Genomic DNA, 21,533 nt, shown 5'->3' with positions numbered 1-21,533 from the left:
GCCGTTCGGGACGCTCCGCGTCCTCTTTTACGACGCAGAGCGTCGCGACCTGCATTCCTACGCTGGAGCGTAGGGAACGATAAATCACTATCGTCCACTGCGTGTGAGAGACGAGAGTTCAACCCCGCTCATGCACCAACCGCCCACCCGACCACGTATGCTTCACTGTCCGGTCATCGCCAATCGTCATCAGCACGAACAGAATCTCTTCAATACTTTTCGCCTGTTTTAGCCGGTACGACAGCAGCGGTGTGGCGTTGTAATCGAGCACCAGAAAGTCGGCCTCGTTGCCCGGTTTGAGGCTGCCGACCTTGTCTTCCAGGCGCAGCGCCCGCGCGCCGCCCAGGGTCGCCAGGTAAAGTGATTTGAGCGGGCTGAGCCGTGCGCCCTGCATTTGCATGACTTTGTAGGCTTCGTTCAGCGTCTGCAGAATCGAGAAGCTGGTGCCGCCGCCCACATCGGTGCCCAGGCCGACATTGACTTTGTGCTTCTCGGCCATCGGCAGGTTGAACAGGCCGCTGCCCAGAAACAGGTTGGAGGTCGGGCAGAAGGCGATGGCCGAGCCGGTTTGCGCCAGCCGCGCGCATTGTTCGTCGCACAGGTGCACGCCGTGGGCAAACACCGAGCGTTCGCTCAACAGGTTGAAGTGGTCGTAGACGTCCAGGTAGTGCTTGCGCTCCGGAAACAGCGCCTTGACCCACTCGATTTCCTGAAGGTTTTCGCTGATGTGGGTCTGCAGGTACAAACCGGGGTATTCAGTCAACAACTGGCCTGCCAGGCTCAGCTGTTCCGGGCTGCTGGTCGGTGCGAAGCGCGGGGTCACGGCGTAGCTCAGGCGACCCTTGCCATGCCAGCGCTCGATCAGCGCCTTGCTGTCGGCGTAGCCGGATTCTGGCGTATCAACCAGATAATCCGGCGCGTTACGATCCATCATCACCTTGCCGGCGATCATGCGCAGATCAAGCGCCTGCGCCGCACTGAAAAATGCCTCCACCGACTCTTTGTGCACGCTGCCGAACACCAGCGCCGTGGTGGTGCCGTTGCGCAGCAATTCCTTGATGAAGATATCCGCCACCCCGGCAGAATGCTCGGGGTCGGCGAACTGGCTTTCGCAGGGGAAGGTGTAAGTGTTCAGCCAGTCCAGCAATTGCTCGCCATACGCGCCGATCATGCCGGTTTGCGGCAGGTGAATGTGCGTGTCGATGAAGCCCGGCGTGATCAGCGCGTCCTGATACTCGATCAGCTCCACGTCACTGCCCAGGCTGCCCAGCAGATCGGCGGCATGGCCCAGCGCAACTATCTTGCCATCCTCGACCAGCAGCAGGCCGTCGGCGAAATACGCATAAGACGCTTCAATTGCCACTTCAGCCGGGTCGGCAATGCTGTGAACGATGGCGGCGCGGTAGGCTTTACGGTTGGAAACTGAACTCATGGCACTCTCGTTGTGACTGGCTGCGGCCATTGCGACTGGCTGCGGCGTGACGCGGGCAGCAGCTTGGCGATAGGTTCGGCGTTGGCACTATGCTTGCCAAAGCTGACGTTATAGGTGGCGATGACTTCGGCGGCGATGGACACCGCAATCTCGATGGGCAGCTTGCCTTTGACCTCGGCCAGGCCCATCGGGCAGCGCATGCGTTGCAGCAGGCTGGCGTCGAAACCGCGTTCACGCAAGCGGTGCTCGAACTTGACCCGCTTGGTTTTCGAGCCGATCAGCCCGAAATAGCCGAAATCCCCGCGCTTGAGGATGGCAGCGGTCAGTTCCAGGTCGAGCTGATGGTTGTGGGTCATGACGATGCAGTAAGTGCCGACCGGCAACTGCGCGACCTCATCGACCGGCTCGTCATTGACGATTTTCAGCACGCTTTCTGGCATTGATTCGGGGAATTCGTGCTCACGGGCGTCGATCCAGCGTACCCGGCAGGGCAGGCTGGCCAGCAACGGCACCAATGCGCGGCCGACATGACCGGCGCCGAACACGGCAATCTGCGCAACGGGCTCACCCATCGGTTCAAACAGCAGCACATTGACGCCGCCGCAGCACTGACCAAGGCTCGCGCCAAGGTTGAAGCGTTCCAGCCGCGTCTGCCGGGTGCCGCTGGCGAGCATTTCGCGGGCGATTTTCATGGCCTTGTATTCCAGATGCCCGCCGCCGATGGTGTCGTAGATGCGCTCGGCACAGACCACCATTTTTGACCCGGCATTGCGCGGCGTCGAGCCCAGCTCTTCGATGATGGTCACCAGAATGCCCGGTTCGCTGCGGGCCTGAAGCTCGGCCAGGGCGCTGATCCAGTTATTCATACTCATGGGTCTCTGCTGTGTGCAACTGACGCATCTGCTCACACCCCCACAACACCTTTTCCGGCGTCGCCGGGGCGTCGATGTTCGGTTGATGGCGATAATCACCCAGGCTTGCCACGGCGTCCTTGATTGCGCACCACGCGGCTATGCCGAGCATGAACGGCGGTTCGCCCACGGCCTTGGAATGGAACACCGTGTCTTCCGGGTTCTTGCGGTTCTCCACCAGCTTGACCCGCAAATCCAGCGGCATGTCGGCCACCGCCGGGATCTTGTAAGACGCCGGGCCGCTGGTCATCAGTTTGCCTTTGTCGTTCCACACCAGCTCTTCGGTGGTCAGCCAGCCAGCGCCCTGAATGTAGCCGCCTTCGACCTGACCGATGTCGATGGCCGGGTTCAGCGACGCGCCGACGTCATGCAGGATGTCAGTGCGCAAAGTCTTGTATTCACCGGTCAGGGTGTCGACGATCACCTCGACGCAGGCCGCACCGAACGCGAAGTAATAGAACGGCCGGCCATGCGCCTGGCTGCGGTCGTAGAAGATCTTCGGCGTCTTGTAATAACCGGTACTGGACAGCGACACCTGACCCATCCATGCCTGTTGAGCCAACTCGGCAAAGGGCAGGACAATCTCACCGATCCGTATATGACCGTTACGAAACTCGACCTCGGTTTCTGCCACGTTGTAATGCCGCGCGGCAAATTCAACCAGACGTTGCTTGAGAATTTCAGCGGCGTTTTGCGCCGCCTTGCCATTCAGGTCAGTGCCGCTGGACGCCGCCGTCGGCGAGGTGTTCGGCACCTTGTCGGTGTTGGTCGCGGTGATCTGAATGCGGTCAATATCAACTTGAAACACTTCAGCCACGACTTGCGCGACCTTGGTGTTCAAACCCTGGCCCATCTCGGTGCCGCCGTGGTTCAGGTGGATGCTGCCGTCGGTGTAAATGTGGATCAGCGCCCCCGCCTGATTGAGAAAGCTGGCGGTGAACGAGATGCCGAATTTTACCGGCGTCAGCGCCAGGCCTTTTTTCAGGATCGGGCTGCTGGCGTTGAAACCCCGGATGGCCTCGCGGCGCTCGGCGTACTGGCTGCTCTGTTCCAGATCCGCCGTCATTTCTTCCAGCAGGTTGTGCTCGACGGTCTGGTAGTAATGGGTGACGTTACGTTCGGTCTTGCCGTAGTAGTTGGCCTTGCGGACCGCCAACGGGTCCTTGCCCAGAAAACGTGCGATACAGTCCATGACTTCTTCGATGGCCACCATGCCTTGCGGGCCGCCAAAGCCCCGGTACGCGGTGTTGGACGCCGTGTGGGTCTTGCAGCGATGGCCGTTGATGGTTGCTTCGCCCAGGTAATAGGCGTTGTCGGCATGGAACATTGCGCGGTCGACAATCGAGGCCGACAGGTCTGGCGAATAGCCGCAGTTGGCGGCCAGATCCAGTTGGATGCCTTGCAGGCGACCGTTATCGTCAAAGCCCACGTCGTATTCGATGTAGAACGGGTGGCGCTTGCCGGTCATCTGCATGTCTTCGAAGCGTTGCAGGCGCATCTTGGTCGGCTGACCGGTCAGCCGCGCAATCACTGCGCACAGGCACGCCGGGCTGGCGGCCTGAGTTTCCTTGCCGCCGAAGCCACCGCCCATGCGCCGCATATCGACCACAATGCGGTTCATCGGCACGTTCAGCACCTCAGCCACCAGCTTCTGGATTTCCGTGGGGTTCTGGGTCGAGCAATAGACAATCATGCCGCCGTCTTCAGTCGGCATGACCGAGGAGATCTGGGTTTCCAGGTAGAAATGTTCCTGGCCGCCAATGTGCAGGTTGCCCTGCAAACGGTGGGTTGCGCCTTGCAGAGCCGTCGCCGAATCGCCGCGCTTGTGGGTGTGGCTGTCGAGCACGAAATGCTTCTGACGCAAGGCCTGAACCACATCCAGCACCGGCTCCAGGTCTTCGTATTCGATGATTGCCGCCATAGCTGCCTGACGCGCGACGTCCAGATCCCGCGCGGCAACCGCAAGCACCGGCTGGCCGACGAATTCCACCTTGTCGATGGCCAGCAACGGGTCGCCGGGCAGCAGCGGGCCGATGTCTTTCAGGCCGGGAATGTCTTGGTGGGTAATCGCGATTCTTACGCCTTCAAACGCATGGCAGGGCGCGGTATCAATGCTGACGATGCGCGCATGGGCGCGGTCCGAGAGGCGCGCGTAAACGTGCAGTTGATTGGGAAACTCAAGGCGATCGTCGATGTACACCGCTTCGCCGGACACATGTTTGTCGGCGCTGTCGTGCTTCACGCTGCGGCCGACGCCAGTGCTCAGGTCCTGTTGAAACAGGGCCAGCATGTCGGCCTGGGTGAGGGGGGAGGAATGCTCAGACATAGTCGGTCACCCGCGTTGCGATGGCCGGGGTCTGCAATTCGATGAAATATTTGCGCAGCAGGTTCTGCGCGCTCAACAGGCGGTACTCCTTGCTGGCGCGAAAGTCCGACAGTGGGCTGAAATCTTCTTTCAGCGCAGCGCAGGCCTGTTCGACGGTTTCATTGTTCCATGGCTGGCCGACCAAGGCCTGCTCGCAGTTCGCTGCACGTTTCGGGATCGCCGCCATGCCGCCGTAGGCCACGCGGGCTTCGCGGATCACGCCGCCTTCTATATTCAGACGAAACGCCGCACACACCGCAGAAATATCGTCATCCAGGCGCTTGGAGACTTTATAGGCCCGGAAGACCTGCCGGGGGGTAGCGGTCGGCACGATGATCTTCTCGATGAACTCGCCTGGCTGGCGGGCGGTAACCTTGTAGTCGATGAAATAATCTTCCAGCGCCAGCGTGCGCCGGGTGTCGCCTTTACGCAGCACGATCTGTGCACCGAGGGCGATCAGCAGCGGCGGGGAGTCGCCGATGGGGGAGGCATTGCCGATGTTGCCGCCCAGCGTGCCTTGATTGCGGATCTGCAGCGAAGCAAAGCGCTGCAGCAGTTCGCCGAAGTCCGGGTATTGAGCCTTCAGCGCTGCGTAGCAATCGGTCAGTGGCGTGGCTGCACCGATCTCCAGACGGTCGTCGAAGCGTTCGACACGTTTCATTTCGGCGATATGTCCAACGTAGATCATCGCGGGCAGTGCTTTGTGGAATTGTGTGACTTCCAGCGCCAGATCGGTGCCGCCCGCCAATAGACGCGCTTGCGGGTTGGCCTGATACAGATCGGCGAGGTCGGCCACGGTCAGCGGAATCAGGCAGTGCTTTTCACCATCATTGAGTTCGCCGGTCTGACTTGGCGTGATCGCGCGCAGGCGCTCTATAGTCTGCGCCTGACGCTGATCGAACTGGTCTGGCACACGCTGACTGCAAGACTGCTCGGCAGCGGCCAGAATCGGTCGATAACCGGTACAGCGGCACAAGTTGCCGGCCAATGCTTCATGGGCCTGATGCGCGTTGGCGTCGCTGCTGTTTTTTTGCAGGGCAAACAGCGACATCACAAACCCAGGCGTGCAAAAGCCGCATTGCGAGCCGTGGCATTCGACCATCGCCTTTTGCACGCTGTGCAACTGGCCCTGGTGCCTGAGGTCTTCAACGCTGATCAACTGCTTGCCGTGCAGCGAGGCGACAAAGGTCAGGCATGAATTGACGCTGCGATAGCGCAGTTGCTGCTGGCCGTCTGCGTCGCTGTGCAGCTCGCCGACGACCACCGTACAGGCGCCACAGTCACCACTGGCGCAACCTTCCTTGGTACCGGGCTTGTGTGCCTGCTCTCGCAGGTAGGTCAGCACGGTCATGTTCGGATTCAGGCTGCGCTCGGTTTTTAGCTCTTGGTTCAAAAGGAACTGAATCACGGCGCAAAGCCCTCACATGTGTTGTCATCAGACATATCGATGAATCTATCAGCTCTGCCAATTGGGTCAATTTGTTTCTGACTCTTAAGTCAGGAAATCGGCTTTCCCTCGGCTTTCCGATTACGCTTGCACAGGCTCCCGTGTATCGAGCCAAGGATAATTCAAGGTTTTGCGTATTTCGTGCCAGTTTCCTCCTCTATGGCCCTGCGCCACCCGCATCGGTTGCGATACACTCCGCGACTTGCGTGCAGAACAGCTTTTTTGAAGGATAGTCATGACGTTCAAGGCCCCGGACAGCCTCGCTGAGCAAATTGCTCATCACCTTGCCGAGCGGATCATTCGCGGTGAGCTCAAGCCTGGAGAGCGCATTCAGGAGCAGAAAGTCACGCAGGCGTTGAACGTCAGTCGTGGCTCTGTGCGCGAAGCATTATTGATCCTCGAACGCCGCCATCTGGTGGTGATCCTGCCGCGTCGTGGCGCACAAGTGACCGTGCTCAATGCCCACAACGTCACCAGCCTGTGCAACCTGATGAGCGAGCTGTATATCCTGCTGGCCAATGCCGTCGCACAGCGCTGGCAGAGTGAAGACGAGCTCGCGCCGTTTCTGCAGAGCCAGCAGCGCCTGCAGGCCAGTTTCGAGCAGCAGGACGTCAGGATGTTCGTCGAAGAGAGCTTCAACGTGATGCGCGCGGCCTATCCGTTCGCCAACAACCTGTACCTTGAAGAAACCGTCGAGAACCTGCAGCCTTCGATGAGTCGCAGCTATTTTCTGGCGCTTGAGCAGCGCAAGGCTGAAATGAGCGAGTATCTGGCGCTGTTCGGTGACATGCTCGCCGCCGTCCTGGCGCGCGATCTGGCGCAGATTCGCGTGGTGCTGACCCGCTACTGTCAGCGCAGTTGCCAGCTCGTGCTGTCCGCTCTGGAAGCGAGCTGACGCATGCGCCTGAAGTGCATCAAACTGGCGGGGTTCAAATCTTTCGTCGACCCCACCACGGTGAACTTCCCCAGCAACATGGCGGCTGTCGTCGGCCCCAACGGGTGCGGCAAATCCAATATTATCGACGCCGTGCGCTGGGTCATGGGCGAAAGCTCGGCCAAGAACCTGCGCGGCGAGTCCATGACCGACGTCATTTTCAACGGCTCGACCAGCCGCAAGCCGGTCAGCCAGGCGAGCATCGAGCTGGTCTTCGACAACTCCGACGGCACGCTGGTCGGCGAGTACGCGGCCTACGCAGAAATCTCCATTCGCCGCAAAGTCACCCGCGACAGCCAGAACAGCTATTACCTGAACGGCACCAAGTGCCGTCGTCGCGACATCACCGACATCTTCCTCGGTACCGGCCTGGGACCGCGCAGCTACTCGATCATCGAGCAGGGCATGATCTCCAAGCTGATCGAAGCCAAGCCCGAGGACCTGCGCAACTTCATCGAAGAAGCCGCCGGCATCTCCAAGTACAAGGAGCGCCGTCGGGAAACCGAAAACCGTATCCGCCGTACCCACGAAAACCTCGCGCGCCTGACTGACCTTCGCGAAGAGCTCGAGCGCCAGCTGGAGCGCTTGCACCGCCAGGCTCAGGCTGCCGAGAAGTATCAGGAATACAAAGCCGAAGAGCGCCAGTTGAAGGCGCAACTGTCAGCCCTGCGCTGGCAGGCATTGAATGAGCAAGTAGGTCAGCGCGAGGCGGTGATCGGCAATCAGGAAGTCGGTTTCGAGGCACTGGTGGCCGATCAGCGCAGCGCCGATGCCAGCATCGAGCGCCTGCGCGACGGGCATCATGACCTGTCCGAGCGCTTCAATCTGGTGCAGGGACGCTTCTATTCGGTGGGTGGCGACATCGCCCGCGTCGAGCAGAGCATTCAGCACGGTCAGCAGCGCCTGCGCCAGTTGCAGGATGACCTGCGCGAAGCCGAGCGCGCCCGTCTGGAAACCGAATCGCACCTGGGACACGACAGCACCTTGCTCGCCACCCTGGGCGAAGAGCTGGAAATGCTTGAGCCCGAGCAGGAAATGACCAGCGCCGCCGCCGAGGAATCGGCCATTGCGCTGGAAGACGCCGAGTCGGCGATGCAGGGCTGGCAGGAGCAGTGGGACGTCTTCAACCAGCAGTCCGCCGAGCCACAGCGTCAGGCGCAGGTTCAGCAATCCCGTATTCAGCAACTGGAACAGAGCATCGAGCGTCTGGCCGAGCGCCAGCGACGTCTGGCCGAGGAACGTCAATTGCTGACGGCCGACCCGGAAGACGCGGCCATTCTCGAGTTGAGCGAAGACCTTGCGACCCGAGACATGACCCTCGAAGAACTGCACATGGGTGAAGAGCAAACGGTCGAGCGTCTGGAGCAATTGCGCGAGGCCCTGCAGAACGCCAGTCACGCACAGCAGCAGGCCCAGGGCGAGTTGCAACGCCTCAACGGCCGACTGGCATCACTGGAAGCCCTGCAACAGGCTGCGCTCGATCCGGATACCGGCACCGCCGAATGGCTGCGTGATCAGCAATTGGCCGAACGCCCGCGCCTGGCCGAGGGGCTGAGCGTCGAGGCGGGCTGGGAGTTGGCAGTCGAAACTGTATTGGGTGCCGATTTGCAGGCGGTGCTGGTCGATGACTTTGACGGGCTCGATCTGGCCAGCTTTCAGCAGGGCGATCTGCGCCTGCTCAGCGCCAGTGCCGACACGGTCCGGGTGCCGGGCAGCTTGCTGGAAAAGGTCGAAAGCACGGTCGATCTGTCGGCCTGGCTGGGTCAGGTGATGCCCGTCGAGAATCTGGACGAAGCACTGGCGCGCCGCACGCAACTGAGCGCCGGACAAAGCCTGATCAGCCGCGACGGTTACTGGGTCGGCCGGCACTTCTTGCGGGTACGACGTGCCAGCGAAGCGCAGAGTGGCGTGTTGGCGCGTGGTCAGGAATTGCAGCGGCTGGGGCTGGAACGCGACGAGCGCGAAGCGACCCTGGCATCCCTTGAAGAGCAATTACTGAGCCTGCGCGAGCAACAATCGCAGCAGGAAGACGCCCGCGAGCAACTGCGTCGTCGGGTGCAGGACGAAACCCGTCAGCAAAGCGAACTCAAGGCGCAGCTGTCGGCCGCCAGGGTCAAAGTCGAGCAGTTGACTCTGCGCCGCACGCGTCTGGACGAAGAGCTGGCCGAGCTGGGCGAGCAGCGCTCTGTGGAACATGAGCATCTGGGGGAATCGCGCCTGCAACTGCAGGATGCGCTGGATTCGATGGCGCTGGATACCGAACAGCGAGAAGTGCTCCAGGCCCAGCGTGATGCGCTGCGCGAGCGTCTGGACCGAATACGTCAGGACGCGCGACAACACAAGGATCACAGCCACCAGTTGGCCGTGCGTCTGGGCTCGATCAAGGCGCAATACGATTCGACGCGTCAGGCGCTGGAGCGCCTGCGCATGCAGTCCGAAAGGCTGACGGAAAAACGCGAACAACTGAGCCTGAACCTGGAGGAGGGCGAGGCGCCGCTTGAAGAGCTGCGTCTCAAGCTTGAAGAGCTGCTGGAGCGGCGCATGGTGGTCGATGACGAAATGCGCATCGCCAAAAACGCACTCGAAGACGCCGATCGTGAGTTGCGTGAAGCAGAGAAACGCCGTACTCAGGCCGAGCAGCAATCGCAACTGCTGCGTGGTCAGCTCGAGCAGCAACGCCTGGAGTGGCAGGCGCTGAGCGTGCGCCGCACCGCGTTGCAGGACCAGTTGCACGAAGACGGCTACGACCTGCACGGCGTGCTCGCCACCCTGACATCGGAAGCCAGCGAGCAGGCCGCCGAGCAGCAGCTGGAAAGCATCGCCGGGCGCATTCAGCGCCTGGGCGCGATCAACCTCGCCGCCATCGACGAGTATCAGCAGCAATCCGGGCGCAAGCGTTATCTGGATGCGCAGGACGCCGATCTGGTGGAGGCGCTCGACACGCTGGAAAACGTCATTCGCAAGATCGACAAGGAAACCCGAAACCGCTTCAAAGATACCTTCGATCAGATAAATAGCGGAATTCAGGCACTTTTCCCGAAAGTTTTCGGTGGTGGCTCCGCTTATTTGGAACTGACAGGCGAAGATTTACTCGATACAGGGGTGACAATCATGGCGCGTCCTCCTGGCAAGAAGAACAGCACCATCCATTTGCTGTCGGGTGGGGAAAAAGCACTGACGGCGCTTGCACTGGTTTTTGCCATCTTCAAGCTCAATCCTGCACCGTTCTGCATGCTTGACGAGGTCGATGCACCACTGGATGACGCCAACGTGGGACGGTATGCGCGTTTGGTGAAAGAAATGTCACAAACTGTGCAGTTCATCTACATCACCCACAACAAGATCGCCATGGAAATGGCCGATCAACTGATGGGGGTAACGATGCACGAGCCCGGCTGTTCAAGGCTTGTAGCGGTGGACGTCGAGCAGGCCATGGCGTTGGTGGATGCTTGAATCGGGCTCGTTACGGCGGCGAAAACGCAGAATTGCGGTATGAAAATGTGACGTTTGTACGATAGATGGCAATATGCACAGCGAAGAGAGGTAACAGACGGTGTAAAGTTACCTTTGGTCGTGCTAGTTTAGTGGCCACTTTTTTTATTTTCATGTGGGCAAAATGCCAGTCAGAACATAGACTTGGCACCACGTATTAAAGGGGTTTAGGCCCTTATTTTCAGATTTCTTCATTAGAGGCACTGGATTACATGGAAATCGGTCTGCGCGAGTGGCTGATCGTCATCGGCATAATAGTCATTGCCGGTATTCTCTTTGATGGCTGGCGCCGTATGCGCGGCGGCAAGGGCAAATTGAAATTCAGGCTGGATCGGAGCTTCTCCAACCTTCCGGATGAAGAAGAAACCACGTCTGCCGAAGTGCTGGGTCCGCCGCGTGTGCTGGACACGCACAAGGAGCCGCAGCTTGACGAGCATGATTTGCCGTCGATGAGCGCCAACCCGCGTGACAACAAACGCGGTGCCGGCAGCGAAAAACGTGGTGACAAGAAGCGTAAGGACGAGCCGCAGCAGGGCGATCTTAATCTAGATCTGGACGGCCCGAGCCTGTTCACGGCGCGCGACGACGATTTCCCGGATGATAAACCGGCCCAGCGCATCACCGAAGACAAGGACCTGCCACCAGTAGAAGAAGTACTGGTCATCAGCGTGATCTCGCGTAATGAAGGCGGCTTCAAGGGCCCGGCGTTGCTGCAGAACATTCTGGAAAGCGGTCTGCGTTTTGGCGAGATGGACATTTTCCATCGTCACGAAAGCATGGCCGGCAACGGCGAAGTGCTGTTCTCGATGGCCAATGCGGTCAAGCCCGGCGTATTCGATCTGGACGACATCGACCATTTCAGCACCCGCGCAGTGAGCTTCTTCCTTGGCTTGCCAGGCCCTCGTCGTCCCAAGCAGGCTTTTGATGTGATGGTTGCCGCTGCTCGCAAGCTGGCTCACGAGCTGGATGGCGAATTGAAAGATGACCAGCGCAGTGTCATGACCGCGCAGACCATCGAGCATTATCGCCAGCGTATCGTCGAGTTCGAGCGTCGTGCGCTAACCCAGCGTCGCGGGTAAGCGTCATTGCACCGGTCCCGTGCCAGGCGTGTGCTTGGGCATGCCTTGCGCGGAACCGGACTGAAAAAGAACAGAACCAACAGATGAGCAGCCTCGGCTGCTTTTTTGCTTTTTGAGAGAACACCGTATGAAGGCCGCCGAAACCCGAATCCTGGAACTGCGTGCAGAGCTGGATCAGCACAACTACCGCTATCACGTTCTGGACGAGCCGAGCATCCCGGATGCCGAATACGACCGCCTGTTCCACGAGCTCAAGGCCCTTGAGGCAGAAAACCCGCATCTGGTCACGCCCGATTCGCCGACCCAGCGGGTGGGCAGTGCCGCCTTGTCGGCTTTCACCCAGGTGCGTCACGAAATGGCCATGCTCAGCCTGGGCAACGCCTTTGAAGAAAACGACCTGCGCGAGTTCGACCGCCGTGTAACCGAAGGGCTGGACCTGCCTGCCGGGGATCTGTTTGGCGAAGGCGGCAAGGTGCAATACAGCTGCGAGCCCAAGCTGGACGGTCTGGCGGTCAGCCTGCTGTACCGCGACGGCGCACTGGTACGCGGTGCCACGCGCGGCGACGGGACCACGGGCGAAGACATCAGCGTCAATGTGCGCACCGTGCGCAATATCCCGCTCAAGCTGCAAGGCAAGGGCTGGCCAGAGCTGCTGGAAGTACGCGGCGAAGTGTTCATGTCCAAGGCCGGTTTCGAGCGGCTCAACGCCAGCCAGCTGGAAGTTGGCGGCAAGACCTTCGCCAACCCGCGCAACGCCGCTGCTGGCAGCCTGCGCCAGCTGGATTCGAAGATCACCGCCAACCGTCCGCTGGAATTCTGTTGTTATGGCCTGGGGCAGACCTCGGCAGAAATTGCCGACACGCACATCGGCGTGCTTGAAACGTTGAAAAAATGGGGTATGCCGGTCAGTCGCGAACTGAAACTGGCGGACGGCGTCGAGGAATGTCTGGCTTACTACCGCGACATCGGTGAGCGACGTCTTTCGCTGACCTACGAGATCGACGGTGTGGTGTTCAAGGTCAACAACCTGGCGGCGCAGCGCGAACTGGGCTTTCGTGCCCGCGAGCCACGCTGGGCGATTGCCCACAAGTTTCCGGCCATGGAAGAGCTGACCGAACTGCTGGACGTTGAATTTCAGGTCGGCCGCACCGGCGCGGTCACGCCGGTCGCGCGCCTCAAGCCGGTCAAGGTTGCCGGTGTCATGGTCGCCAACGCCACGTTGCACAACATGGATGAAGTGGCGCGGCTGGGGCTGATGATTGGCGACACGGTGATTATCCGTCGCGCCGGTGACGTGATTCCGCAGGTAGTGCAGGTCGTCGTCGAGCGCCGCCCCGAAACCGCCAAACCGGTCGAAGTCCCGCAAAGCTGCCCGGTGTGCGGCTCGCATGTCGAGCGCACGCAGTTGATCAAACGCAGCAAGGGCAAGGAAACCGTTACCGAAGGCGCGGTGTATCGCTGCGTCGGACGGCTGGCCTGTGGTGCGCAACTCAAGCAGGCGATCATTCACTATGTGTCGCGTCGGGCAATGGACATCGAAGGCCTGGGCGACAAGACCATCGAGCAACTGGTCGATGAAAAGCTCATTGGTTCGCCTGCCGACCTGTACAAACTGAAATACGAACAGATCATCGACCTGGAGGGTTTTGCTGAAATCTCCAGCAACAAGCTGCTCAAGGCGATTGCCGACAGCCGACAGCCGACCCTGGCGCGCTTCATCTATGCCCTGGGTATTCCCGATGTAGGGGAGGAGACGGCCAAGGTACTGGCGCGCTCACTGGCGTCGTTGGACCGCGTCAAACAGGCACTGCCGGAGGTGCTGACGTATCTGCCGGATGTCGGTCTGGAAGTCGCTTACGAAATTCACAGCTTCTTCGAGGATGAGCACAACCGCAACGTCATCGACGCGCTGCTGGGCGAGTGCGGTCTGCAATTGCAGGATCAGGGTGAGCTGGGTGCAGAGTTTGCCGCCAGCACCACGCTGGAAGGCCTGATCGACAAGCTGCACATTCCATCGGTAGGGCCGGGTGCTGCACAGAAACTGGCTGACCGGTTCGGCACGCTGGAGGCGGTCATCAGCGCTGACTGGCTGGACATGCGCCAGACGCTGCCGGAGAAACAGGCCAAATCGGTCCGCGACTTCTTCGACGACAACGCCAACGCCGAACGCGCCCGCGCCATCGAAGCCCAGCTCAAGGACTTCGGCATGCATTGGCGCAGCGAGAAAAAAACCGTCGAAGGCTTGCCGCTGGCAGGCCAGACCTGGGTGCTGACCGGTTCGCTGGAACGCATGAGTCGCGACGTGGCCAAGGAAAAACTCGAAAGCCTGGGGGCCAAGGTGTCCGGCTCGGTATCGGCCAAGACCCACACCGTGGTCGCCGGGCCAGGTGCGGGTTCCAAACTGACCAAAGCCAATGAGCTGGGCCTGACCGTGCTGGACGAAGAGGCACTGCTCAAGCGCCTGACCGAACTGGGCGTAGCGGTTGATTGAGCAAGGCCGGTGATGCATGCCTACGCACTTGTCCGCTGTGGAGGCGGACCGGGCGAAGCTCCGCTTGTCCGCGAACTGTCGTGAGCCGACAGTAAAACCGGTGCGCCCGGCACCTCAAAAGCCCTGTTTTGCGCGGTCATCAGGACTTGTGTGTAACGCTGAGCGCTGTAGCGTTGGAACGATAATCTCGACTATCGTGCGATGCACTGCGCGTAAGCATGCAGTTTCCGGCCTTTGATTATCGTGCCGACGCTCCGCGTCGGTGCGCCGTGCTGGACGCTCTGCGTCCGATCTTGCATGGGTAGTGCCAGACCCCACCGACGCACCGTTTTCGCCCACAAAAAACGCCGCCAACACTGTCCGTCTCCGCCGCTCGATAATATTTTGAACCCCTGCAGCGTCGGCATGATCTAGTCCATGCAAGGCCAACGGGAGATCGCCATGTATCGCTTTTTCGAGCAATTGAGTTCACGCATTACCGCCCCATTTGTCGGCGAATCCAAACGTAACAGCAAGGTCTGGCAGTGCACCTGCGGCCAGTCGGTGTTTTTCCCCAATTCTCAATGCCTGGCCTGTTCGGCGGCGCTGGGTTATCTGCCAGAACAGAGCCGGGTGGCTGTACTAGAAGCGGGTCCTGATGCCGCGACCTGGCGCTTGAGTGACGAACCGGGCGCAGGCCTGTATCGGCGTTGCGCCAACCTCGACACGCCAGCGGCGTGCAACTGGTTGTTTCCGGCGCACAACGCCGGTGAATTCTGCGTGGCATGCAGCCTCAATCGGACCATTCCCGACCTGTCCATCGTCGAAAACGGCGAGCGCTGGCGCAAGGTCGAGACCGCCAAGCGCCGCCTGGTCGCGCAATTGATTTCACTGGGGCTGCAAGTCATCCCCAAGACCGTCGATGAAGAAACCGGCCTGGCCTTTGACTTTGTCGGCGTCGATCTGGAAGGCAAGCTGCCGACCACCGGCCACGCCAATGGCCTGATCACGCTGAACATCGAAGAAGCCGACGATGCACACCGCGAAGCCATGCGCGTGCAGATGCACGAACCGTATCGCACCTTGCTCGGCCACTTCCGCCACGAAGTCGGTCACTACTATTGGGATCGGCTGATTGCCGATACCCGCTGGCAGGACGGTTGCCGCAACCTGTTCGGCGACGAGCGCGCCAGCTACGCCGATGCGCTCGATCACCACTATAAGAACGGCGCGCCCGACAACTGGCAGGAAAGCTTCGTCAGTGCCTACGCCACCATGCACCCGTGGGAAGACTGGGCCGAAACCTGGGCTCATTACCTGCACATGATGGATGCGGTCGATACCGCGTTGGGCTTTGGCATGAGCGCCCGCGACATGGAGCTCGACTACCAGCCATTTCCGCTGGAAGTTCTCTACGATCCACAGCACCCCGGCGGCCCGGCGTTCCTGTCGTTCGTCAACGCCTGGATCGAGCTGGCAAGCATGCTCAACGAGCTGTCACGCAGCATGGGGCAGCCGGATTTCTATCCGTTCGTGCTGCCGCCGGCGGTGATTGCCAAGCTGCACTTCATCCACTTGGTCATTCAGGATGCAGGCGGCAAGGCCGATGAGGTCTTGTTGGCTCAATAACCCAAGCAGCGCCTGACATCCCGGGATGTCAGGCGCGCGCTCAAACTCCGTATCAAAGCTTCAATACCAGCCTGCGCTCGAAACCGATCCTTCCGCGATACGCCTCTCCGGTGTCAATCCAGCCCTGACCCACATAAAGCCCGATGGCAGCGCTGTTGTCGGCGTCCACCGAGAGCATCAACTGTGTGATGTCCGGCCATTTCAGACTCAGTGCGGCAGGCAACGCCTGCAGGCATGCCTTGCCCAACCCTTTGCCCTGTTCACGGCGGTCGATCTGCAAGGCATGCAGCGTCGCAGCCAGTTCTTCCTGAGCCCAGTGCGGCAGGCAGTCACCACGCTTGAGCAGAAAAAAGCCCACAGGCCTCTCATCGGCCAGAAGCACGAAGCCGCAAACGTTCGGATTGGGATTGACCAGAAGCGTATTGAGCGCCGTGTAGATGTCGCCGGAGAACTGCGTCTGTTCCGGCGTGACTTCCAGTTGTTCCAGCTGCTGGCGCTGGTGTGGATCGAGATCGTGGTAGCCGACCAATCGAGTCTGCATGAGCAACCTGCTGGCTGATTATTATTGAGGCGGGCAGGGTACAGGATCGTGCGGGGCTATTTCGAGGATTTGCAGCACTGCCGGTGAAGGCGGATTTGCGTTTCGGCCCCGGTACACAAGTGCTTGAGCGCTATCGAAATTTTTATCCAGGGCAACGGTTGTAAACTCGCGCAAGACCGGTACAATGGCGCGGCTCGCCACTGGCGAGCGTCGTTATGGTGACCCCATCGGTCCCCCCGCAACGATTACCCGTGAACCTGGTCAGATCCGGAAGGAAGCAGCCACAGCGGGAACATTGTGTGCCGGGGTGTGGCTGGTGGGGGCACCACCTATCTCTAAATCCTTGGTTTTATAAGGATTTATCAGTCAAATATCTCGAAGTGTGACGGCGTTTAGGTACACCAAAGTGGTGCATCTGTATCGCAATTATAAAGAGTCAGTTCGATTTTCTCTACAGTTCGCAATTTCCGCCCCGATGATTTTTCGTGGTCGGTTCAGACAAAGCCAACAGCTATCCTGTCGTGATCCCCATTCACAACTTCTGCCTATTGTCATGAGCCTAAACAGACGATTTGTGCAAGCGATCAGCAATCGAACTCTCTCTCAGCGAGTCGAGTGCTCAGCGCCTTCTAGTAATGTATAGTGGCATCATGATGTCGGCGGCACGAGCTGCTGCGCAAATGATCAAGACTCCTGCGGAGATACCCACGGGAATTTGGCAGTCGGAAGCCACCAGTACTAGCGGTGCTAAGACAGGGAAGGTCGCGTGTATACATTCAAAAATACCGAACGAAATAATAATAAGGCGTCTCAATACGAGACTAAGTCTCTTCTATATATGATCGGGTTGCGTCCTGACAAAAAACAAATTTCTATACTAGCTATTGATTGTTTTAACGATGTGACCGGGCTCAGCGCTGGTGGGAAACTCTGGGATTTGCAGTCTAAGGGTGAAGCAAATCTGACACCTCATAAAATTGGCAAGTATTTGTATACGTTGTACTGTAATTGTCATTCAGTATTTAAGTTCCATACTTTCATTTTTTTTATGCCAGTACTAAAAGACTCTTATTTGCTAAGAGATGCTGGATATTTCTATGGTATGGAAAATTTCAAGGTTGCAGAACAGGACAAGATTATTCTTGGACTCTCTAAGGAACTGATTAGGGTGCACGGCGTAGCCCATCGTCCGGAAATTGAGAGTTTTCTTGAGCGCGTTCTATTTGTTGAAGATAGAGAGCTGTCTCACAATTACGTAAAAAACGTAATGGCTTTTAAGGGAAGAGATAAGAAGCCAGATATTTTTTACGATGAAATATTCAAGGAAATAAGGGATCGTCAAATAGTGAAAAAAGCGTCATGCATCGAAGGAATGACCATCGCGCGTCCCTTAGGGAGACGCTGAAAAATTAACCCGTTCGCACCGTCTTCATTTCCAAGCCGGTTTTTTTCAACCTGCCGGCCTTGCTTTGCGTTTCTCGGGCAGATTTCTGCCCTCCTTTTGCTGATTGGCGGGCCAGTCCCGCCTTTCAGACGGATTTATCCTGCCGCCTGTTGCAAATACCGCTTGGCCAGCATCAGATTGGCCAACCCAAACAAACTGAACAACTGCGCTGTATTCTTTTCCAGCCCACGGTAGCGAACCTTGCGATGATTGAAGCGCACCTTGATTACCTGGAAGGGGTGCTCGACCTTGGCGCGCAGTTGCGCCTTGGCATATTCAATGTATCCGATCCACGAACCCCACATTTCAAGCCACTGGCTGACGCCTGATGCTGTGCTCCCGTTTTCTTTCAGGAGCCAGCACCATGATGCGACCCGACGCCAAAGTCGAGAAAGTCTACCTCTATCCCAAACCCGTGGATTTCAGAAAATCCATCGATGGCTTAGCTGCTTTGGTCGAGTTGGATATTAAAGTGGCGGTCTTTGATCCGGTGCTCTTTGTCTTTCTCAACAAATCCCGGAATCGAGTGAAGATTTTGTATTGGGAGCGTAACGGCTTCTGCCTTTGGCTCAAGCGTCTCGAGTCCGAGCGTTTCAAAATCTCGCCAGATGATGTCGACGAAGCCATTGTGCTGACGGTTCAGGAATTGAATTGGCTGCTGGATGGATTTGATCTGTGGCGCAACCGTCCTCATAAGATTTTGACTCCAAGGTTTGTTGCCTGACGGGTATAATCCAGGGCATGCGACCATTGCCCGACAACCTTCCTGACGATCCCGTATTGCTCAAACAGATGCTGCTTGAGAGCTACGAAGCACGCTCGCGCGAACAGGAAGTTAAAGACGCCTACGCCACTCACATCGTTGATCTCAAAGAGCAGATCAAGCTGCTGCGTGACCGTATTTTTGGTCGAAAGTCCGAACAAACCGTCGAGCCTAATACCCCTCAACTTGCCTTGTTCAATGAACCTGAAAGCGAGCCTATGCTCCCGGTCGGCGATGCTGATGAGGAAGTAGTTGCTCCTGCGCCACGCCGTGGCAAGCGCAAGCCACTGTCGGCTGATCTGCCGCGCATTGAAGTCATCCACGAGCTGCCCGAACACGAACTGACCTGTGCCTGCGGTTGCCGCAAGCATGTCGTCAGCGAGGAAACCAGCGAGCAACTGGATATCGTGCCGATGCAGATTCGGGTGATCAAACACATCCGCAAAGTCTACGGCTGTCGTGGCTGTGAGTCGGCACCGGTCACAGCCGGCAAGCCTGCGCAGTTGATTGAAAAGAGCATGGCCAGCCCCAGCGTGTTGGCCATGCTGCTGACCACCAAGTATGTCGACGGCTTGCCGCTGCATCGTTTTGAAACGGTGCTAAGCCGACATGGCATAGAAATCCCGCGTCAAACGTTGGCCCGCTGGATTATCCAGTGCGGCGAACATTTGCAGCCGCTGTTAAATCTGATGCGTGATCGATTGCTGGAAAGCCCGGTCATCCACTGTGACGAAACCCGCGTTCAGGTACTGAAAGAACCAGATCGAGACCCGACCAGCCAATCCTGGATGTGGGTACAGGCCAGCGGGCCTCCAGATCATAAAGTCGTATTGTTCGACTACACTTCCAGCCGCGCGCAGGACGTACCGTTACGGCTGCTGGAAAGTTATCGCGGCTATGTGATGACTGATGATTACGCGGGCTATAACGCGCTGGCGTTACAACCGGGCGTGGAGCGCTTGGCGTGTATGGCCCATGCGCGGCGCAAATTTGTCGAAGCACAAAAAGTGCAACCTAAGGGCAAGACCGGGCGTGCCGATATCGCGCTGACGATGATCAATAAGCTGTACGGTATCGAGCGCGAATTGAAAGACGGCAGCGACGAACAGCGCTTTACCGGTCGGCAGGAGAAAAGCCTGCCAATCTTGGCTCAGTTGAAAAGCTGGCTGGATAAAACTCAGTCCCACGTGACGCCGCAAAGCGTGCTGGGCAAGGCAGTTGGTTATCTGGCGAATAACTGGAGTCGGCTGAAGCGTTACGTGGAAGCCGGCTTTTTACCGATCGACAACAACCCGGCAGAGCGCGCAATAAAGCCGTTTGTTATTGGGCGCAAAGCCTGGCTGTTCAGCGACACGCCTAAAGGCGCCACCGCCAGTGCACAGATCTATAGCTTGGTCGAGACCGCCAAGGTCAACGGCCAGGAGCCCTATACGTGGCTGCGCCACGTACTGGAGAGGTTGCCACTTGCGCAGTCGGTGGCCGACTATGAGGCGTTGCTGCCGTGGAACTGCTCACCGGAAATGCCAAGATAAACGGAAGCCGCATCTGATGGTAGGTGTGGTTGGTGGATCGCTTACGACACAAATAACAGCTTTATCGACATGAAGAGATTGAGAGTGAAGTTTATTGAGTTCTTCTAGCATCTCAGCACGGTCATTGGCCGCTCTGTGTAGATAGGGCTCGATAAATGGCATTAAGCCTAACCCTGCATCCAAGCTTTGCGTGGTTGCCGAATTTTGAAAGCTCGTGCTGCCAGCAGCTCTTACCGCATACCAAGCGCTAGCTAGAGCTTGAGATTTAGTAACGCTATAAAAAGCTGGAGAGTGGGTGGTGAGTAAGACCTGTATCGAGTTTGAACTGCGATAAAACTCATCGGCTTCCTCAATTTGCTTAGAAAGCTCCAAGTTATTTTCTGGTTCCTCATACCCAAATATTGTCTCCGGAGATGGCTTGCCGCGAGCAAAATTAATTTTGCGTTGTTCAGCGAGAAATCTGAGTATTACCGGAATATGTCGGCCCTGAATGCCATCTCCCCGGTTTTGGAGCGGTGTTGCTGCATGCTTGTCCGCTGTCTTTAGGTCTAGAATTTCAAAAAGACTGCCTAAGTCGCTGGGTAGTGAAAATTCAGTTTGAAGATCAAATAGTCTACGAGCCTCCTGTTCAATCGAAACAACTTCTTTTCGAATGCTGCTAAGAAAGCGGCCCGATGCAGTAGCCAATTTAGGTGCAATGGTTTCAGCTAATGTGTTATGGAGTCTTCTTTTCAAGGTCGCAAAAAACTCATTTCCCCGAATGGCAGGTACATATTCGTATGCAATTTGTCGAATCCAGTATTCTGTTCTTGATCTTGGGCTGAATGCCTCTCCATTGATCATGTTAATTTGTTCGTGATAGGGCAGAATAGAGCCTTCGCGCCAAAATTTTCTCCATACTACGGGTTGGTTATCCGTGTAGTTGCTAGGTGGGCTGAACTCAAGTTCCACTAAAATCTCTTTCGCTTTATTTGCTCTAATAACAGCTTGTTGTGCGTAGTCTTGACTGAATACTAAGTTTTTACCTATATCCGTCTGGCCGTTGAAAAACAGATTTAATGCTCGGAGTACATTGCTTTTTCCTGAGTCATTTGCACCAGCAAAAACTGTATAATTTTTTGGAAATATTTCTACGTCTACCAAAGAGCGAAAGTTTTTGATTTTTATCCGAGTTATATACATTGTTCGTCCCTGTAAATAGTTTTTAGCATTAAGGTTTTTGGTGTTCTTAGTGATATTATCATTGCATGGTAACAACATGCCACTACGTTCGTCTAGTCTGGATTCCGGCTTTATATTTTTTAGTTTATTAATGCCTCTTTCTATAAAAATTTGTCCTTTTTTAGTGGATATTAGCCTTTGTAAATTATTTTTTTGGGGCGTCCGTAGTAAATCTCATCTGATCGTCCTTTCGGTTGAATGCACCCAATCAAACTGAACCCTCACCCCCACACATCACCTAACCCCCTTACGCGTCGCTTGAAACCGTTTTAC

14 protein-coding genes, 1 other RNA gene and 1 pseudogene are annotated in these 21,533 nt (G+C 57.5%); 9 read left to right on the top strand and 7 right to left on the bottom strand.

All coding sequences use genetic code 11. From position 1 onward, the window contains the following. Nucleotides 1-118: 118 nt before the first annotated feature. From guaD to xdhA, 4 genes are read right to left on the bottom strand one after another with little or no spacing between them, the layout of a single operon-like run. Nucleotides 119-1,432 (bottom strand): guanine deaminase, encoded by a 1,314-nt coding sequence (gene guaD / locus PSPTO_RS18940; RefSeq protein ID WP_011104657.1) that lies wholly within the window; start codon nt 1,430-1,432, stop codon nt 119-121. After that, complete coding sequence (gene xdhC / locus PSPTO_RS18935) at nt 1,429-2,298, bottom strand: xanthine dehydrogenase accessory protein XdhC (RefSeq protein WP_046463290.1); 870 nt, start codon at nt 2,296-2,298, stop codon at nt 1,429-1,431. Before xdhC ends, guaD begins: the two co-directional genes overlap by 4 nt. Then, nucleotides 2,291-4,669 (bottom strand): xanthine dehydrogenase molybdopterin binding subunit, encoded by a 2,379-nt coding sequence (gene xdhB / locus PSPTO_RS18930; RefSeq protein ID WP_011104655.1) that lies wholly within the window; start codon nt 4,667-4,669, stop codon nt 2,291-2,293. Before xdhB ends, xdhC begins: the two co-directional genes overlap by 8 nt. Beyond that, on the bottom strand, nt 4,662-6,116 hold the full coding sequence (gene xdhA / locus PSPTO_RS18925) for a xanthine dehydrogenase small subunit (RefSeq protein WP_005765302.1): 1,455 nt from the start codon (nt 6,114-6,116) through the stop codon (nt 4,662-4,664). Before xdhA ends, xdhB begins: the two co-directional genes overlap by 8 nt. Nucleotides 6,117-6,390: 274 nt before the next feature. On the opposite strand from xdhA, the gene PSPTO_RS18920 reads away from it, so the two are divergent. The 5 genes from PSPTO_RS18920 to PSPTO_RS18900 all read left to right on the top strand — a co-directional run bounded on the left by PSPTO_RS18920 (nt 6,391) and on the right by PSPTO_RS18900 (nt 15,759). Further along, a complete protein-coding gene (locus PSPTO_RS18920; RefSeq protein WP_005765300.1) occupies nt 6,391-7,050 on the top strand; it encodes a GntR family transcriptional regulator in 660 nt (219 codons plus the stop codon). 3 nt (nt 7,051-7,053) lie between these two features. After that, complete coding sequence (gene smc / locus PSPTO_RS18915) at nt 7,054-10,542, top strand: chromosome segregation protein SMC (RefSeq protein ID WP_011104654.1); 3,489 nt, start codon at nt 7,054-7,056, stop codon at nt 10,540-10,542. 251 nt (nt 10,543-10,793) lie between these two features. Continuing rightward, complete coding sequence (zipA, locus tag PSPTO_RS18910; protein WP_003376124.1) at nt 10,794-11,660, top strand: cell division protein ZipA; 867 nt, start codon at nt 10,794-10,796, stop codon at nt 11,658-11,660. 127 nt (nt 11,661-11,787) lie between these two features. After that, nucleotides 11,788-14,151, top strand: coding sequence for an NAD-dependent DNA ligase LigA (ligA, locus tag PSPTO_RS18905; protein WP_011104653.1), 2,364 nt, complete (start codon nt 11,788-11,790; stop codon nt 14,149-14,151). A 441-nt stretch (nt 14,152-14,592) separates the two neighbouring features. Beyond that, entirely contained in the window at nt 14,593-15,759 is a 1,167-nt protein-coding gene (locus PSPTO_RS18900) for a zinc-binding metallopeptidase family protein (protein WP_011104652.1), read from the top strand. 52 nt (nt 15,760-15,811) lie between these two features. Here the strand turns inward: PSPTO_RS18900 and PSPTO_RS18895 are convergent, their stop codons facing one another. Continuing rightward, a complete protein-coding gene (locus PSPTO_RS18895; RefSeq protein WP_011104651.1) occupies nt 15,812-16,300 on the bottom strand; it encodes a GNAT family N-acetyltransferase in 489 nt (162 codons plus the stop codon). 225 nt (nt 16,301-16,525) lie between these two features. On the opposite strand from PSPTO_RS18895, the gene ffs reads away from it, so the two are divergent. Both ffs and PSPTO_RS18885 read left to right on the top strand, forming a co-directional pair. Further along, nucleotides 16,526-16,622, top strand: an RNA gene (gene ffs, locus PSPTO_RS18890) — signal recognition particle sRNA small type. A gap of 444 nt (nt 16,623-17,066) precedes the next feature. Next, nucleotides 17,067-17,705, top strand: a complete 639-nt coding sequence (locus PSPTO_RS18885; RefSeq protein WP_149032137.1) for a hypothetical protein — start codon at nt 17,067-17,069, stop codon at nt 17,703-17,705. Nucleotides 17,706-17,839: 134 nt separating this feature from the next. On the opposite strand, the pseudogene PSPTO_RS18880 reads toward PSPTO_RS18885, so the two are convergent. After that, nucleotides 17,840-18,025, bottom strand: a pseudogene (locus PSPTO_RS18880) (transposase); the annotation flags it as partial. Between the two features lie 83 nt (nt 18,026-18,108). Here PSPTO_RS18880 and tnpB point away from each other — a divergent pair. Further along, a complete protein-coding gene (gene tnpB / locus PSPTO_RS18875; protein WP_003409203.1) occupies nt 18,109-18,468 on the top strand; it encodes an IS66 family insertion sequence element accessory protein TnpB in 360 nt (119 codons plus the stop codon). Nucleotides 18,469-18,485: 17 nt separating this feature from the next. Further along, nucleotides 18,486-20,039: an IS66-like element ISPsy5 family transposase gene (locus PSPTO_RS18870; RefSeq protein ID WP_003409202.1), complete on the top strand. Its 1,554-nt coding sequence runs from the start codon at nt 18,486-18,488 to the stop codon at nt 20,037-20,039. Here PSPTO_RS18870 and PSPTO_RS18865 read toward each other — a convergent pair. After that, nucleotides 20,019-21,299: an ATP-dependent nuclease gene (locus tag PSPTO_RS18865; protein WP_011104650.1), complete on the bottom strand. Its 1,281-nt coding sequence runs from the start codon at nt 21,297-21,299 to the stop codon at nt 20,019-20,021. The genes PSPTO_RS18870 and PSPTO_RS18865 overlap by 21 nt on opposite strands. Nucleotides 21,300-21,533 lie beyond the last annotated feature (234 nt).

Origin of the sequence: Pseudomonas syringae pv. tomato str. DC3000 (genome assembly GCF_000007805.1) — a bacterium.
In the GTDB taxonomy this organism is placed as follows: Bacteria; Pseudomonadota; Gammaproteobacteria; order Pseudomonadales; family Pseudomonadaceae; genus Aquipseudomonas; species Aquipseudomonas avellanae.
Note: the sequence above shows the minus strand (reverse complement) of the source record. Positions and strands in the feature narration are given on the sequence as shown.